15 protein-coding genes are annotated in these 13,961 nt (G+C 31.7%); 7 read left to right on the plus strand and 8 right to left on the minus strand.

Annotated features, from left to right (window positions below):
- Positions 1 to 48: 48 nt before the first annotated feature.
- Both B4E59_RS03255 and B4E59_RS03260 read right to left on the minus strand, forming a co-directional pair.
- Positions 49 to 2,583 (minus strand): M1 family metallopeptidase, encoded by a 2,535-nt coding sequence (locus tag B4E59_RS03255; protein ID WP_286495522.1) that lies wholly within the window; start codon positions 2,581 to 2,583, stop codon positions 49 to 51.
- Between the two features lie 89 nt (positions 2,584 to 2,672).
- On the minus strand, positions 2,673 to 3,467 hold the full coding sequence (locus tag B4E59_RS03260) for a thymidylate synthase (RefSeq protein WP_180905207.1): 795 nt from the start codon (positions 3,465 to 3,467) through the stop codon (positions 2,673 to 2,675).
- Positions 3,468 to 3,510: 43 nt separating this feature from the next.
- On the opposite strand from B4E59_RS03260, the gene B4E59_RS03265 reads away from it, so the two are divergent.
- From B4E59_RS03265 to B4E59_RS03280, 4 genes are read left to right on the plus strand one after another with little or no spacing between them, the layout of a single operon-like run.
- Complete coding sequence (locus B4E59_RS03265; RefSeq protein WP_221854513.1) at positions 3,511 to 3,774, plus strand: hypothetical protein; 264 nt, start codon at positions 3,511 to 3,513, stop codon at positions 3,772 to 3,774.
- 28 nt (positions 3,775 to 3,802) lie between these two features.
- Positions 3,803 to 4,552 (plus strand): 23S rRNA (guanosine(2251)-2'-O)-methyltransferase RlmB, encoded by a 750-nt coding sequence (gene rlmB, locus B4E59_RS03270; RefSeq protein ID WP_219034413.1) that lies wholly within the window; start codon positions 3,803 to 3,805, stop codon positions 4,550 to 4,552.
- Between the two features lie 12 nt (positions 4,553 to 4,564).
- On the plus strand, positions 4,565 to 4,879 hold the full coding sequence (locus B4E59_RS03275; RefSeq protein ID WP_219034412.1) for a hypothetical protein: 315 nt from the start codon (positions 4,565 to 4,567) through the stop codon (positions 4,877 to 4,879).
- Positions 4,880 to 4,881: 2 nt separating this feature from the next.
- Positions 4,882 to 5,418 carry a hypothetical protein gene (locus B4E59_RS03280; RefSeq protein WP_286495525.1) on the plus strand — a complete coding sequence of 179 codons (537 nt, stop codon included), beginning with the start codon at positions 4,882 to 4,884 and terminating at the stop codon, positions 5,416 to 5,418.
- 14 nt (positions 5,419 to 5,432) lie between these two features.
- Here B4E59_RS03280 and B4E59_RS03285 read toward each other — a convergent pair whose 3' ends face one another.
- Positions 5,433 to 5,879 carry an exosortase F system-associated membrane protein gene (locus B4E59_RS03285; RefSeq protein ID WP_125349788.1) on the minus strand — a complete coding sequence of 149 codons (447 nt, stop codon included), beginning with the start codon at positions 5,877 to 5,879 and terminating at the stop codon, positions 5,433 to 5,435.
- Positions 5,869 to 6,411, minus strand: a complete 543-nt coding sequence (xrtF, locus tag B4E59_RS03290) for an exosortase family protein XrtF (RefSeq protein ID WP_291051265.1) — start codon at positions 6,409 to 6,411, stop codon at positions 5,869 to 5,871. Before xrtF ends, B4E59_RS03285 begins: the two co-directional genes overlap by 11 nt.
- A 95-nt stretch (positions 6,412 to 6,506) precedes the next feature.
- Between xrtF and B4E59_RS03295 the strand changes: the two genes are divergently transcribed.
- The 3 genes from B4E59_RS03295 (at position 6,507) to gyrB (ending at position 10,020) form a co-directional block, all read left to right on the plus strand.
- Positions 6,507 to 6,953 carry an XrtF-associated fRMsr-like GAF protein gene (locus tag B4E59_RS03295; protein WP_038332644.1) on the plus strand — a complete coding sequence of 149 codons (447 nt, stop codon included), beginning with the start codon at positions 6,507 to 6,509 and terminating at the stop codon, positions 6,951 to 6,953.
- Positions 6,954 to 6,959: 6 nt separating this feature from the next.
- Positions 6,960 to 7,586 (plus strand): 16S rRNA (guanine(527)-N(7))-methyltransferase RsmG, encoded by a 627-nt coding sequence (rsmG, locus tag B4E59_RS03300; RefSeq protein WP_125349806.1) that lies wholly within the window; start codon positions 6,960 to 6,962, stop codon positions 7,584 to 7,586.
- Between the two features lie 490 nt (positions 7,587 to 8,076).
- On the plus strand, positions 8,077 to 10,020 hold the full coding sequence (gyrB, locus tag B4E59_RS03305) for a DNA topoisomerase (ATP-hydrolyzing) subunit B (RefSeq protein WP_125349786.1): 1,944 nt from the start codon (positions 8,077 to 8,079) through the stop codon (positions 10,018 to 10,020).
- A gap of 89 nt (positions 10,021 to 10,109) precedes the next feature.
- On the opposite strand, the gene B4E59_RS03310 is transcribed toward gyrB, so the two are convergent.
- From B4E59_RS03310 to B4E59_RS03325, 4 genes are all read right to left on the minus strand, one after another.
- Positions 10,110 to 12,386 carry a cation:proton antiporter gene (locus B4E59_RS03310; protein WP_291051268.1) on the minus strand — a complete coding sequence of 759 codons (2,277 nt, stop codon included), beginning with the start codon at positions 12,384 to 12,386 and terminating at the stop codon, positions 10,110 to 10,112.
- Positions 12,387 to 12,484: 98 nt separating this feature from the next.
- Positions 12,485 to 13,144: a LytR/AlgR family response regulator transcription factor gene (locus B4E59_RS03315; protein ID WP_291047217.1), complete on the minus strand. Its 660-nt coding sequence runs from the start codon at positions 13,142 to 13,144 to the stop codon at positions 12,485 to 12,487.
- Between the two features lie 31 nt (positions 13,145 to 13,175).
- The gene (locus B4E59_RS03320) at positions 13,176 to 13,769 is read right to left on the minus strand and encodes a histidine kinase (RefSeq protein WP_349676116.1); all 594 of its coding nucleotides are present in this window, start codon (positions 13,767 to 13,769) and stop codon (positions 13,176 to 13,178) included.
- Positions 13,667 to 13,933, minus strand: coding sequence for a hypothetical protein (locus B4E59_RS03325; protein ID WP_291047219.1), 267 nt, complete (start codon positions 13,931 to 13,933; stop codon positions 13,667 to 13,669). The genes B4E59_RS03320 and B4E59_RS03325 overlap by 103 nt, the downstream gene beginning before the upstream one ends.
- Positions 13,934 to 13,961 lie beyond the last annotated feature (28 nt).

Genomic DNA, 13,961 nt, shown 5'->3' on the forward strand with positions numbered 1-13,961 from the left:
GCTATCCTCTTGCAAGGATAGCTTAACAAATATAATAATTTTAGTGAATTATTTCATTTTATTTATAGCATCTTGTAATTGCTCCACTTGTTTTGCAATAGTTGCTGATTTAATTGTTTTTGCAGCATTCGTTTTTACTTGCAATGCTTTTTCAGCCATCATTTTCACAGCTTGTCCTGCTTGTGGATTTTGTTCTTTCAAATATGGATAATAACGCGAATATGTTTTAGCAATTTCAGCCGTTGCATCTGGTGTGTCATTGTTCATAATCCAATTGAAAGCTTGTTCAGCAATTTTTCCTTTTTCTGGATCTTGGAATTTTACGAATTCATACATCGCAGCAGATTCCGAAATTAAAGCAGCTTTATCCAATTGATTATTTTTGATCCAAGTCGGAACTAATGCCATTGCTAAATCTGGTGAACCTTTAATCACTTCATTATCAAGATTAGTTGTTAAATCATTAATTTTTGAAGGATTATTTTTTAAGATTCCAGTTAACGAGGCTCCTTGAACACTAAATGAAGGGCTTTTTGAAGCTTTCTCGAAAATTGCTACATCATAAATATTGGCATCATTCAAAGCACTTAAAGCAGCCGCTTGAACCAATGTTTTAGGATCATTAGAAGCCAATTGTTTTAATTTTGATGAAGCTTTATCAACAATCGTTTTTGATTTTGTGTCCAATTTATGAATCGCATAAATTCTTAATCCATCAAATGAATCATCTAAAGCATTAACCAAGGCATCAGCCGCTTTTGGATTAGTTGCTTGCGCATTTGCCATTGCTTCAATCGCTAATAAACGTGTCGTGTAATTTCCTTTTCCAGCTTTGTATTGCGCAATAAAATCTTCAACAGGTTTTTTATCGTCGATATCTGCTAATAAAACTTGATCCGCATTTGGAATAACGACATCAGGTTTTTGGTTTGCTGCAAATTCGAAAACAGTTTCGGCTTGTTTTGGAACCCAAACTTGTTGACGCGTTGTTTTTCCATTTTCGACAATATCAATCGCAAAAGGAAATTCAAATAATTTTGAAGCATCTTGACGAACAACAACTTTTATTTTTTTATTTGCTGAAGAATAATCTGAAACAACTGTTAATTTTGGATGACCATTTTCGTAATACCATTGATTGAAAAACCAATTTAAGTCACGACCAGAAACTTCTTCCAAAGCCAATCGTAATTGAGTAGATTCAGCTTTTCCGTATTCATTATCTTTCAAATATTTGTTCAAACCTTTGAAGAAAGCATCATCTCCTAAGAAGTTTCTCAACATATGTAAGATAATTCCACCTTTGTTGTACGAAACACCATCAAACATGTCTTCGCGAGAATTGTAATGAACTCGAACCAAATTTTTCGTTGGTCCATCGCCTTGTTTATAACCAAACATTTCGTTGTAACGATGCTCATCCGCTTTCTCTTTTCCGTATTTATATTCAAACCATAAATATTCAGAATAATTAGCAAACGATTCATTCACTGTTAAATTTCCCCAACTTTCAGCCGTAACTAAATCTCCAAACCAATGGTGAAATAATTCGTGCGCAATAACATATTCAGCAGTGTTTTCATCGACTAATTGACCAGCTTTTTGCTGAACACCATCATGAAATAAAGAAGCTGTTGTATTTTCCATAGCTCCAGAAACATATTCGCGAGCCGTCATTTGTGCATATTTATCCCAAGGATAAGGATAGTTTAATCTATCAGAAAAGAACTGAATCATTTCTGGTGTATTACCAAAAATTTGCTTTGCAACATCTTTATATTCTGGTTCTACGTAATAATCAACATTGATATTTTTCCATTTATCATTGATGACTGCGTAATCTCCAATCCCGAAAAAGAATAAATATGGCGCATGTTTTTTATCAAATTTCCAATAATCAGTTTTTGTTCCGTCCGAATTTTTCTTCGAAGATTTCATTGTTCCATTTGATAATGAAACATATTTATCAGGATATGTTAACGTGATTTCTTGTGAAGTTTTTTGATTCGTTTTATCAATTGTCGGGAACCAACAAGAAGAAGATTCAGTTTCGCCTTGTGTCCAAATTTGAGTTGGATAATTTGGTCGTTCACCTTTTGCATTGATAAAATAAACACCTTTTGCATCGTTTATGGCCGCACTTCCTTCTTGTTTTACTTCGTTTGGACGCGCTGTATACTTGATGTAAAGTGTATATTCTTGATCTTTTTTGTATTCTTTATCCAAATCGATGACTAATTGTAAATCATCGTATTTATAATTTAATTTTTTTTTTGTAGCACCATTTACCAAAGCGACTTCGCTAATCAACATTGCTTTTGCGTCTAATGTAACTTTGTTTGTAGCATAGAAATGTGGTTTCAATGTTACCCAAGCTTCACCTAAAACGTGCTCTTTTGCATAATCAAATTTAAGATCCAATTTGGTATGAACAAGATTATTAATTCGTTCTGCTTCTGCACGATAAATATCTAATTTGTTCGTTTGGTTTTCGTTATAACTCGGCGGTGGCGTCATTACTTGCGCATAAGTAAGACTTGATATAATAAAGGCTGATGAAAGCCAAAGGATTCGTTTTTTCATCGTAAAAATTTATTTCTATTGGTTGATAATTTTCTCGAAAAGTTACAAAAAAAGCCTCCAATTTGGAGACTTTAAGTGTTTTTTTATGATTAAACTGCTACAATTCCTTTGATGTGAGGATGAGCTTGATAATTTTCTAATTCGAAATCTTCGTATGTAAAATCAAAAATATCCTTTACATTCGGATTGATTTTCATTGTTGGAAGAGGAAAAGGTTCGCGTGTTAATTGTAGTTCAACTTGTTCAAAATGATTTTTGTAAATATGTGCATCTCCAAAAGTATGCACAAAATCGCCGACTTCTAAATCACAAACTTGTGCAACCATCATTTGTAATAACGCATATGACGCAATATTGAATGGAACACCTAAGAAAATATCTGCACTACGTTGATACAATTGCAACGATAATTTTCCATCATTCACATAAAACTGAAAAAATGCATGACATGGAGCTAAAGCCATTTGATCTAATTCTCCAACATTCCAAGCAGAAACTATAATTCTACGTGAATCAGGATTATTTTTTATTTGATCAATCGCAACTTTAATTTGGTCAACAACTTCTCCATTTGGTTTCCCCCATGAACGCCATTGATGACCATAAATAGGACCTAAATCACCATTTTCGTCAGCCCATTCGTTCCATATTCTTACACCATTATCTGTTAAATATTTGATATTCGTATCACCTTTCAAAAACCACAACAATTCGTAGATAATCGATTTTAAATGTAATTTTTTAGTCGTCACCAAAGGGAAACCTTTCGACAAATCGAAACGCATTTGGTAACCAAAAATACTTTTAGTTCCTGTTCCCGTTCTGTCTTCTTTAAAAGCGCCTTCTGCTAAAACCTTTTTACATAAATCGTGATATTGTTGCATTTTGAGTATATTTAACCTTTCAAATTTAGTGATTTTTTTTAGAATGAAAATTAGTTTAATTTTTACAATTTTAGTGCTTTTTATGTTTTTTGCTTCGTATAGCAAATCAGATTTTGGACGAAAAATTGCGCAACATTTTTATTTCCAAACTTTATTTAATGTTGTTTTGGTGGTTGTTTTTGTGTCAAAAATTGTTCATATCAAACTAAATTTAATCTCAATGATTTCGCTAATTGTTATTGGTTGCATGTTGTATATGAGCTTTCCAAATTATTTACAACAATTGAAGAGAAGGATAGGTAAATAGTTACGTATAATTTTTTATCTTTGCACTTATGAAAAACGAAGCGGGAATTTTTGGTTTAAGACCAGTAATAGAAGCGATTGAAGCAGGGAAAACAATCGACAAAATTTTTATTCAAAAAGGTTTACAAGGTGAAATTTTTTCTGAATTGAGAAAATTAATCACTGAATATGAAATTCCTGTAAGTTATGTACCTGTAGAAAAACTAAATCGTTTTACAGGAAAAAATCACCAAGGAGTCTATGCATTTATTTCGCCAATCGAATTTGATTCAATCGAAAATGTATTACCTCAAATTTGGGAACAAGGAAAAACACCTTTTATCTTGATTTTAGATCGTGTTTCTGATGTTCGTAATTTTGGTGCAATCGCTCGTACAGCAGAATGTGTTGGTGTTGATGCAATTATTATTCCAGCAAAAGGTTCGGCTTCTGTAAATGCAGATGCGATCAAAACTTCGACAGGAGCGTTGTACAATATTCCGGTTTGTAAAGAAGGAAATTTAGTGAATGTTATTAAATATTTACAATCGGCTGGAATCTCAATTTTTAGTGCTTCTGAAAAATCAGCAGAATTTATTTATGATGCAGATTTCTCTGTTCCTGCAGCTATTGTGATGGGAAGTGAGGAAGATGGAGTTTCGGATTCTATTATTAAAATTTCGGATAAAATTATTAAATTGCCTATGGCTGGACAAACTGCTTCACTGAATGTTTCGGTTGCGGCTGGAGCGATTTTGTACGAAGCTGTTCGCCAAAGAATGTTACAAGATTTATTTTAAAAACATATAACGATGACCTATTCTACTTTTATTGGATTTTTGTTGATTGCGATTAGCGTTGCAATGTACTATTTTACAAATTTAGATATCTCAAGATTATTTGCGGACAAAGAATTTTTAGTCGGAATAACAGGAGGTGCTGGAGTTGGATTTATACTTGGTGGATTCTTAGGTTGGTTGTACAAATACAAAGCAGTGAACAAAGCGAATGCAGAAATTGCAAACGAAGAAAAACGTAAAGTTGCAGAACAAAAAGCACAAGAAGCAGCTGCAAAAGAGCAAGCAAAGTTAGATGCGCAACAAGAAAAAGAAGAATCGGGATTGTAATTATGAAAGCAAATAGTTTTTTAAAAATTACATTTCTTTTTGTAATATTATTTTTTTCAAATTTTGTTAATGCTCAAAAAGTTTCTCATTATATCATTAATGAAGAATATTTTGAATTCCCTGGAAAATGGGAACATAAAGGACAACTTAAAAGTTCAAGTCAATATCATTTTGTTAATAAGAAAACCGATGTTAGCTTAATGATTGTCGTAGCGAAACCAGAAAAATATGAATTTTATGAAACAGGTTTGTCTGAAAGTGAACTTTTAGAGAAATATTATAAATGGGAGACTGATTATTGGAAAACCGGAGAAAAAGTATTAGTATCAGAATTAAAGAGAAACTCTAATTATATAATTTGGAGAATATTTAAGGAGAAAGTAAAAGGAAATATAGATTTAAATTCATATTTATTATTTTCGGTTCGTAATAATAAATTAACAGGGATTACTTTAAATGATAATGGAGAAAAACCGATGTCTGAAGAAGAAAAAATAAAATTTTTGGAAGATATTTTTCAAAGTCAAAATAAAAAATAAAAAACGGTCGAAAATTAATTTTCGACCGTTTTTTTATGTTGTATTTCTTGGTAATAAAAACAAGGAACTAAAATTAATAAAAACATGGGCTGAATGAGAAATCTTCTCACATAAAATAAAACCATTTCGCCTGATGAAAAATGTGTTGAAATCAAATAATTATAGATTGGTAAAAGAACGATTAATCCGATAATCATAATAATGATAGAGAATTTAACGTAACTTTTTTTCCAGAAAATAAACCAAACAATTAATACCGTTAATAATGTATTAATTAGATAGCGAACCATCAGACTTGCGTTTAATTTTGGTAAATCAATTTCAGGAAATTTTGAATGTCCAACAAAATGAAAGTATTCTAAGAAAGGATCATAAAATAAAATATCTTCAAATTTTCGGACTAATATTAATCCAAAAACAAGTAAAACTGCAATTGCATAACGTAAATATTTATTTAGCATTTTGCTTATTGTATTTTGTTACAAAAAATTTGATCCAAACAATCCAAAGAATCACGATTGAACCATAAATAATTGCAGGGAATAGATAATCGTGCGCCATTTTACCATATTCTGCGTGGTATCTAAAAATATAATTTAACAACATAATTCTCGAAATATTCATCACAAAAAGAATTGCTAAACCAGACAAAATAAACAAAAAAGTTTGTTTGAAATTCGTGTAAAAAGCAACGATAAACGCTATGAAAATTATCAAAATAGAAATCGCATTACAACCTTCATTTACAATAGACGCCACTTGTCCGTCCATTACCAAACGCATCCAAGGCTGATTTTCTTCAATATTAGAAAAAGTAAAAAAACCACATTTGTTCAAGCCAAAAGCTGTTACATCTGACGTTAATTTTGTAAACGGATCAGGGTTATTGTGCGGTAAATATTGATCCAAATACAATTTATAAGCTAAACTTAAAATAATGTAAGTTCCTAAAAAACGTGCAAGGAATAACAATAAAGGTTTAAATTCTTTCATTTGGTTAAAAAATCTTGAACAAATATAAATGAAAAACGTCAACTTTTGATTAAGTTATGATTAATCAATAAATTTGCTTTTTTAGAAGTAACAAAATGCAAGATTTACATAAACGCGTGGATGTCATAATTGATAGCGCAATTTCTACGGAAGATAGATTACAAAAGATTTGTCAATTGTTGAGTGACGAAGTTGAATACTATAATTGGGTGGGATTTTATTTCAAGAATGGAGATAAAAATGAACTAAAACTTGGACCTTATGTTGGTGCAGCTACCGATCATACAATAATTCCTTATGGTAAAGGAATTTGTGGGCAAGTGGCAGAATCTAACGAAACTTTTGTTGTGCCAGACGTTTATGCACAAGATAATTATTTGGCTTGTTCAATAGAAACGAAAGCTGAAATTGTTGTTCCAATTTTCAAAAATGGAGAAAATATTGGTCAAATTGATATCGATTCGCATAAAATTAATCCGTTTACAGAAGACGATACAAAGTTGTTAGATTACGTTTGTCAGCGAGTTTCAGAAATTATTTAAGCAATGATTGATTTAATTTTAAAATATTTTCCTGATTTAACGGAAAAACAAATCGAACAATTTTCGAAAGTTGGTGATTTGTACAAAGAATGGAACGATCAAATCAATGTTGTTTCTCGAAAAGATATTGATGAAATTTATACGAACCATATTTTACATTCTTTAGCGATTGCAAAAGTGATGGAATTTGCAGATGGTTCTTCTGTTCTGGATGTAGGAACTGGAGGTGGTTTACCAGGAATTCCGTTGGCAATTTTGTTTCCGAATGTTCAGTTTCATTTGGTAGATTCTATCGGAAAAAAAATCAAGGTTGTAAAAGGTGTGGCTGACGGTTTAGGTTTGACGAACGTAAAAGCAGAACAAAAACGTGCCGAAGAATTAACAGATAAATACGATTTTGTGGTTTCTCGTGCGGTGACAGCAATGCCAAGATTCGCAGAATGGATTCGAGGAAAATTTAAAAAAGAAGCGATTAATCCTTTTCCTAATGGCTTATTATATCTAAAAGGAGGTGATTTGACAGAAGAATTAGCAGGTTTTCCAAATGCTGTTTTGTTTGATATTCAAAACTTTTTTGACGAAGATTTCTTCGAAACGAAGAAAGTCGTTTATTTAGAAAAGAAAGATATTTAATTTATAGAAATTATATACTTGAAAACCGAAATCAATTTGATTTCGGTTTTTTATTTTAACAATAATCTTGTTTAAACTTTCAAATAGTGATTTTTAATTATTCAGCTATTTTTCTTTTTTTTAAGGTTTAAAAATAATGGTATTTAAAGCTTTGACGTTAATAAAATTGAATAAGCGTAGGTTATAAATGATTTAATGAACGTATGTGAATTTTTAAATCATTATCGAAGTGTTGATAATTTTTAGTCAAAGATTTATAACCTTGATTTTTTTGTTTCGTTTTTTTATCAAGAAAAAAATGAAAATAAAAAGAGATTAAAGAGTTATATCACGTTTTGCTTAGTAAAAAAGTTTAAACACAATAATTATTGAATTAATCCAAAAATTAAATTTTAAAACGTTATTTTATCCAATACTTTAAGTTCTTTTTAAGAGGTTTTCTCGTCAAAATTCACTATATTTGTTTGTTTTAAAAAGTTAGAGACATATTATGAGTAATAACACATATACGGCGGATAATATCCAAGCGTTAGAAGGAATGGAGCACGTACGTCTTCGTCCATCGATGTACATTGGAGACGTCGGAGTTAGAGGATTACACCACTTAGTTTACGAGGTTGTTGATAACTCTATTGATGAAGCTTTAGCAGGATACTGTGATACAATCAAGGTAACAATTTTAGAAGGAAACTCGATTCGTGTCGAAGATAACGGACGTGGTATTCCTGTCGACTTACATAAAAAAGAAGGAAAATCTGCATTAGAAGTTGTAATGACGAAAATTGGTGCAGGTGGTAAGTTTGATAAAGATACGTACAAAGTTTCTGGAGGTTTGCACGGTGTTGGAGTTTCGTGTGTTAATGCACTTTCTAACCATTTATCGGCAGAAGTTTTCAAGAACGGAAAACAATATATTCAGGAATATTCGAAAGGGAAACCTTTGTACGATGTAAAAGAAGTTGGAACGACTGATAAAAGTGGTACAACAGTAACTTTTACGCCAGATGATACAATTTTCCAAGAAGTACAAACATATAACTATTCTACTTTAGCAAATCGTTTGCGTGAGTTAGCTTTCTTGAACAAAGGAATCAATATTGTATTGGTTGATGAACGCGAAAAAGATGCTGATGGAAATCCTGTAACAGAAACTTTTCATTCTGAAGAAGGATTAAAAGAATTTGTTGAGTTTATCGACGGTAGCCGCGAATCTATTATGGACAAAGTAATCTTCATGGAAGGTGAACGCGATGGAATTCCAGTTGAGGTTGCAATGCGATACAATACATCGTATAACGAAAATGTACATTCGTATGTAAATAACATCAATACACACGAAGGTGGAACACATTTATCTGGTTTCCGTCGTGCATTGACACGTACATTGAAAAAATATGCTGAAGAAAACTTTAATCTTGCAAAAGAAAAAGTTGAAATCGTTGGAGATGACTTCCGTGAAGGATTAACAGCAGTGATTTCGGTAAAAGTAATGGAGCCTCAATTCGAAGGTCAAACGAAAACGAAATTAGGAAACTCTGAGGTTTCTCCTGCGGTTGATAAAATCGTGGCAGAAATGTTAACGAATTTCTTAGAAGAGAATCCAACAGAAGCAAAACAAATTGTTGATAAAGTAATTTTAGCAGCAAAAGCTCGTCAGGCAGCGAAGAAAGCTCGTGAAATGGTACAACGCAAAAATCCTATGGGAGGAAGCGGATTGCCAGGGAAATTAGCGGATTGTTCTTCTCGTAAGCCAGAAGAATCTGAGTTATTCTTAGTCGAGGGAGATTCTGCCGGAGGAACGGCAAAACAAGGTCGTGATCGTCATTTTCAAGCAATTTTACCATTGCGTGGTAAGATTTTGAATGTAGAGAAAGCGATGGCGCACAAAGTTTTGGATAACGAAGAGATTAAAAATATTTATACAGCTTTAGGTGTAACAATCGGAACTGAAGAAGATTCGAAAGCACTTAATATTTCAAAATTACGTTACCACAAGGTTGTAATTATGACCGATGCCGATGTCGACGGTTCTCACATCGCGACATTAATTTTGACATTCTTCTTCCGTTACATGAAAGAATTGATTGAGCAAGGACATATTTACATTGCAACGCCACCTTTATATTTAATCAAAAAAGGAGCGAAAGCAGAATATGCTTGGGATGAAAAAGATCGTGAACGTTTAACTGCAGAATTTTCTACAGATGGTTCTGGTAAAGGAGTTACAATTCAACGATACAAAGGTCTTGGGGAAATGAACGCAGAGCAATTATGGGATACAACTCTTAATCCAGAGCACAGAACGTTGCGTAAAGTAACGATTGACAATGCAACAGAAGCAGATCGCGTGTTCTCTATGTTGATGGGTGATGATGTACCGCCTCGTCGTGAGTTTATCGAGAAAAATGCACACTATGCAAAAATTGATGTTTAATCGATTTGAATAATATAAAGTAATAAATCCAGCTTTTAAGCTGGATTTATTTTTTGTAATTGAATATATAAATCTTGAATGAAGAAGATTTACTCCGAAATAATCAATGTTGTTGGTACATTGGAAATCCAAATACTTTTTGTTTCGATTAAGTTTTTCCAACTTTTCATACTAATCATCATCAAATCCATTTCATCTAAAAACTCTTTATCCAGTTGTTGTTTGTACGAAAGACTAATATGATTTGGAGCAATATTTTCGATACTACGAATAATTTCTTTTACTTCTGAATGACGTTTTGTGTAACCGCTCACGTCTACAATAATAATTTGAGATTCGCTATTCGAGATTAAACGTTGTGCATATTTCAGTAAATCGGCATCTTTATTTCCGAAAAGAGGAAGAAAAACTTTTTCAGCTTTTGTGAAATTTTTATCCAAAACAACACCAACAGGAACTGTTGATTTGTTCAATAATTGTTTCGTTCTTTCGTTGAAAATTGAATGATCAAACATGTTTTCTTTTCCAGTAACTTGACCAATCAAAATATCTGGATCGATAATTTTTGTCGTAAATCCTAAAATATTTCCTAATAACGAACCTGAATAAATAGAATTTCTAACACCCATCAACATCAAATCGTAATCACCTTTTTGTGCAATATCAATTGTCTCAAAAACCATATCTGTAGAAACTTTGAACATGGTTGTTACATCTTGATGTAATTCTTCGGAAACCTCAATAATCGGTTCAAAAATTTCTGCTTCTCTATCTTCAAGATTGAAATGTTGCACTTCGCTACTTTTCATCACATGAATTGCGGAAACAAGTGAGTTTTCGTCTTGTTTTTTGATAAAGCTATTAGCTATTCGTAACAATTCAGCACCTTTTTCAGGTGTTTGAAAATCAATTAATATTTTATATTTCTGACTTTGACTAATTTCAGAAAGTTCATTTTCTGTCTTTTGTTTTCGAAAAATCCAATTGATTAAATCTAAAGCTGGACCTGTCATAAAAGTTGTGACCAAAGCCATTATCACCATCATAGCGAAAACTTCTGGTGTTAAGACACCTAAATCATATCCAATGTTTAACACGACTAATTCCATCAAACCTCGTGTATTCATTAAGGCACCAATGGTCAAACTGTCTCTCCAGTTTTGCCCAACAAATTTAGCGGCTACTGCACTTCCAACAAATTTTCCTGTTACAGCTACCAAAATAATCATTCCCGCAGTTTGCCATAAATGTGGACTATCTAATAATCCAATTTGTGTTCTTAAACCTGTAAAAACAAAGAACAGCGGAAGTAATAAAACCAATGAAACATCTTCTATTTTTTCGATGAATAAATTTCTAAATTTCACATTTTCAGGCATAATTTTTCCAGCTAAAAAAGCTCCAAATAATGCATGAATTCCTATGATTTCACTTAAGTATGAAGAAATAATTAAGACCAAGAAAAAGATTCCAATGATAGGTTTTGTAAGCGTTGTTTTGCTCGAATGTACGTCTGCAATTCTCTTTAGGAAAGGACGAACGAAACGAACCATCGCGATAACGTAAACAATTGCTAGTAAAATAACATACAATGAACTGATGAATGAGCCAGCTTTTACAATTGCGATAACCGCGGCTAATAAACACCAAGCCGTGATATCGTCGGCAGCAGCGCAAGTAATTACAATAGAACCTAAACGAGTTTTGCTAATCCCGCGTTCTTGTACAATACGAGCCAGAACGGGAAAGGCTGTAATACTCATCGAAATTCCGATAAAAAGGGCAAATGATAGAAAGTTAATTCCTTCTGGAGCAAATTCCATATAAATTAATCCAGCTAGAGCTAAACCAAGTGTAAATGGAATAATGATACTCGCGTGACTAATAACTATGGCGTCTTGTGCATTTTTCTTTAGCACTTTAAGGTCTAATTCCATTCCGATGACATACATGAATAGAATCAAACCGATTTGACTGATAAATTCTAAGTTTCTTAATGATTCTTTTGGGAAAAGATCTCCGAAAAATTCTGGGAAATGCATTCCAATGAAAGAAGGACCAAGGAAAATACCTGCAATAATTTCTCCAATTACAGTTGGTTGTCCAATTTTATTAAATATCCATCCAAAAACTCTTGCGGTAAATATAATGGTCACAATTTGTGCTAATAAAATAGCAAGAGGGTGTCCAATATTATGTGTAATACTGTTGATGAAATCATTGAAGTAATTGCTTCCATTTGCAGCATGAACAACATGTTTCCCAGCTTCCATTTCTTCTGCTTTAATCACAATAAAATACATCATGATTGAACAAAGTAGAATGGTTATTATATAAAAAATAGAATTTCTTGTCGATTTTTTCATGGCGTTAATTTTTAACAAAAGTCAGAAATTAATTTACAGAAAAATATCAATATTTTTTAAACTTGAGTAAAATGTAATGAAATGGATTTTTTTTGTAATCAAATTGAAATTTGAGCAATAAAATTAGCTTTGTAAACTTCACTTAACACCAAATTAATTTCTTTATTTTCTTTTGATAAAACATCTAAAGTAACATTGTCTGAGTGAAAATATTTAATATGATGCAAGCTAATTATTTCTCGTTTATTGATGCGGACAAAATCTTTTTCGGGTAACATTTCTGATAATGCATCGAGTGTGATATTTTTCAAAATTAAGAACGATAAATCTTGATAATAAACCACTTTATCACGGCTGTCAACACTAGAAGTTGTAATGTACAAAATTTGATTAAACTGCAACAAAATTTTTCCTTTGTCTGAATTTAATTGTACAAAATTATTTGGTGTCGAAAAATTATTTTGTAAACGTTTTTTTACTTTGTCAACAGCTTGTTGTAAACGCTCTTTTTTGATTGGTTTTTGAATATAATCTGTCGCGTCTAAATCAAAAGCATCAACAGCATATTCCTTATAAGCAGTGGAAAAAATAAACGGTTTTTCTTTTAATAAATTAGCGATTTGTAAACCATTTATTTTAGGCATTTCGATATCTAAAATACAAAAGTCAAAATCAAGATTTTCGATTTCGTTAATGAATAATTCAGGATCAACATAAGCTTTCACAACTTCGATGTCTTCCATTTGTTCACACAACATTTTCAGGTACTTTAACCCAAGAATTTCGTCGTCAATTAGTATGCATTTTAGTGTAAAACTCATGTAAATTTATTTTTAAGTTGGCTACAAAAATATCCTGTACAATAGTTTTAGAAAGTAAGAAATCGTCGTCGTAAACCATTTTCAAGCGGTGTTCTAATGATTGACTTCCATGTCCGCCAGTTTCTTTTTTCAAACTATTTTTTGGAGAAATTTTATTCATTACCTGAATTTGAAATGATTTATTATTCAGTTCAAGCATAATTTTTATAAATGAATTGGCTTGTTGAAAATCGGTATGTTTGAAAGCATTTTCAATAAAATCAATACTTAATAAAGGTAAAATAATTTTTTCTTGATAGTAAGGTGAAGTTTCATCAATTTTCGTTTTAACTTGAAAATCAAACAAAGGCGAAACTTTTACTTTATTAATTTCAATAAAGTTTTTAGTGAAATCTATTTCATCTTTTATCGTCACAAAATTGTCTTTGCTTTCGTACAAAATATAATCCAATACATTAGCTAATTTATCAATCGTATAATAGGTTTGGTACGCATTGGATTGAATCGAATTGAGAATATTTTGAACAAATGTGGATTCAATTTTGCTTCGTATGACTCCAATTTTAACTCATCAACTTTTGTAGATAAATTGTCTAAACGTTGCGTTTGCTCATGACTTATTTTTTTCTCAGATTTTAATGAATGGATTAAATATGTAATCATAATGATTAGAAAAATAATCAATGCAATAACGAGATAAAGTAATATGGTAGGAAGTTGAATCATGCGAAAAATTCTAACTCAAAGATAGAAT

The organism is Empedobacter sp. UBA2044 (assembly GCF_002333005.1).
Lineage (GTDB): Bacteria > Bacteroidota > Bacteroidia > Flavobacteriales > Weeksellaceae > Empedobacter > Empedobacter falsenii_B.

Bases quoted from the DNA above. Each gene is read 5' to 3' on its own strand.
- B4E59_RS03310 (WP_291051268.1), bottom strand. From the start codon at position 12,386: ATGAAAAAATCGACAAGAAATTCTATTTTTTATATAATAACCATTCTA.
- B4E59_RS03280 (WP_286495525.1), top strand. From the start codon at position 4,882: ATGAAAGCAAATAGTTTTTTAAAAATTACATTTCTTTTTGTAATATTA.
- B4E59_RS03255 (WP_286495522.1), bottom strand. From the start codon at position 2,583: ATGAAAAAACGAATCCTTTGGCTTTCATCAGCCTTTATTATATCAAGT.
- B4E59_RS03275 (WP_219034412.1), top strand. From the start codon at position 4,565: ATGACCTATTCTACTTTTATTGGATTTTTGTTGATTGCGATTAGCGTT.
- xrtF (WP_291051265.1), bottom strand. From the start codon at position 6,411: ATGAAAGAATTTAAACCTTTATTGTTATTCCTTGCACGTTTTTTAGGA.
- B4E59_RS03315 (WP_291047217.1), bottom strand. From the start codon at position 13,144: ATGTTGTGTGAACAAATGGAAGACATCGAAGTTGTGAAAGCTTATGTT.
- gyrB (WP_125349786.1), top strand. From the start codon at position 8,077: ATGAGTAATAACACATATACGGCGGATAATATCCAAGCGTTAGAAGGA.
- B4E59_RS03295 (WP_038332644.1), top strand. From the start codon at position 6,507: ATGCAAGATTTACATAAACGCGTGGATGTCATAATTGATAGCGCAATT.
- B4E59_RS03285 (WP_125349788.1), bottom strand. From the start codon at position 5,879: ATGCTAAATAAATATTTACGTTATGCAATTGCAGTTTTACTTGTTTTT.
- B4E59_RS03325 (WP_291047219.1), bottom strand. From the start codon at position 13,933: ATGATTCAACTTCCTACCATATTACTTTATCTCGTTATTGCATTGATT.
- B4E59_RS03265 (WP_221854513.1), top strand. From the start codon at position 3,511: ATGAAAATTAGTTTAATTTTTACAATTTTAGTGCTTTTTATGTTTTTT.
- rlmB (WP_219034413.1), top strand. From the start codon at position 3,803: ATGAAAAACGAAGCGGGAATTTTTGGTTTAAGACCAGTAATAGAAGCG.
- B4E59_RS03260 (WP_180905207.1), bottom strand. From the start codon at position 3,467: ATGCAACAATATCACGATTTATGTAAAAAGGTTTTAGCAGAAGGCGCT.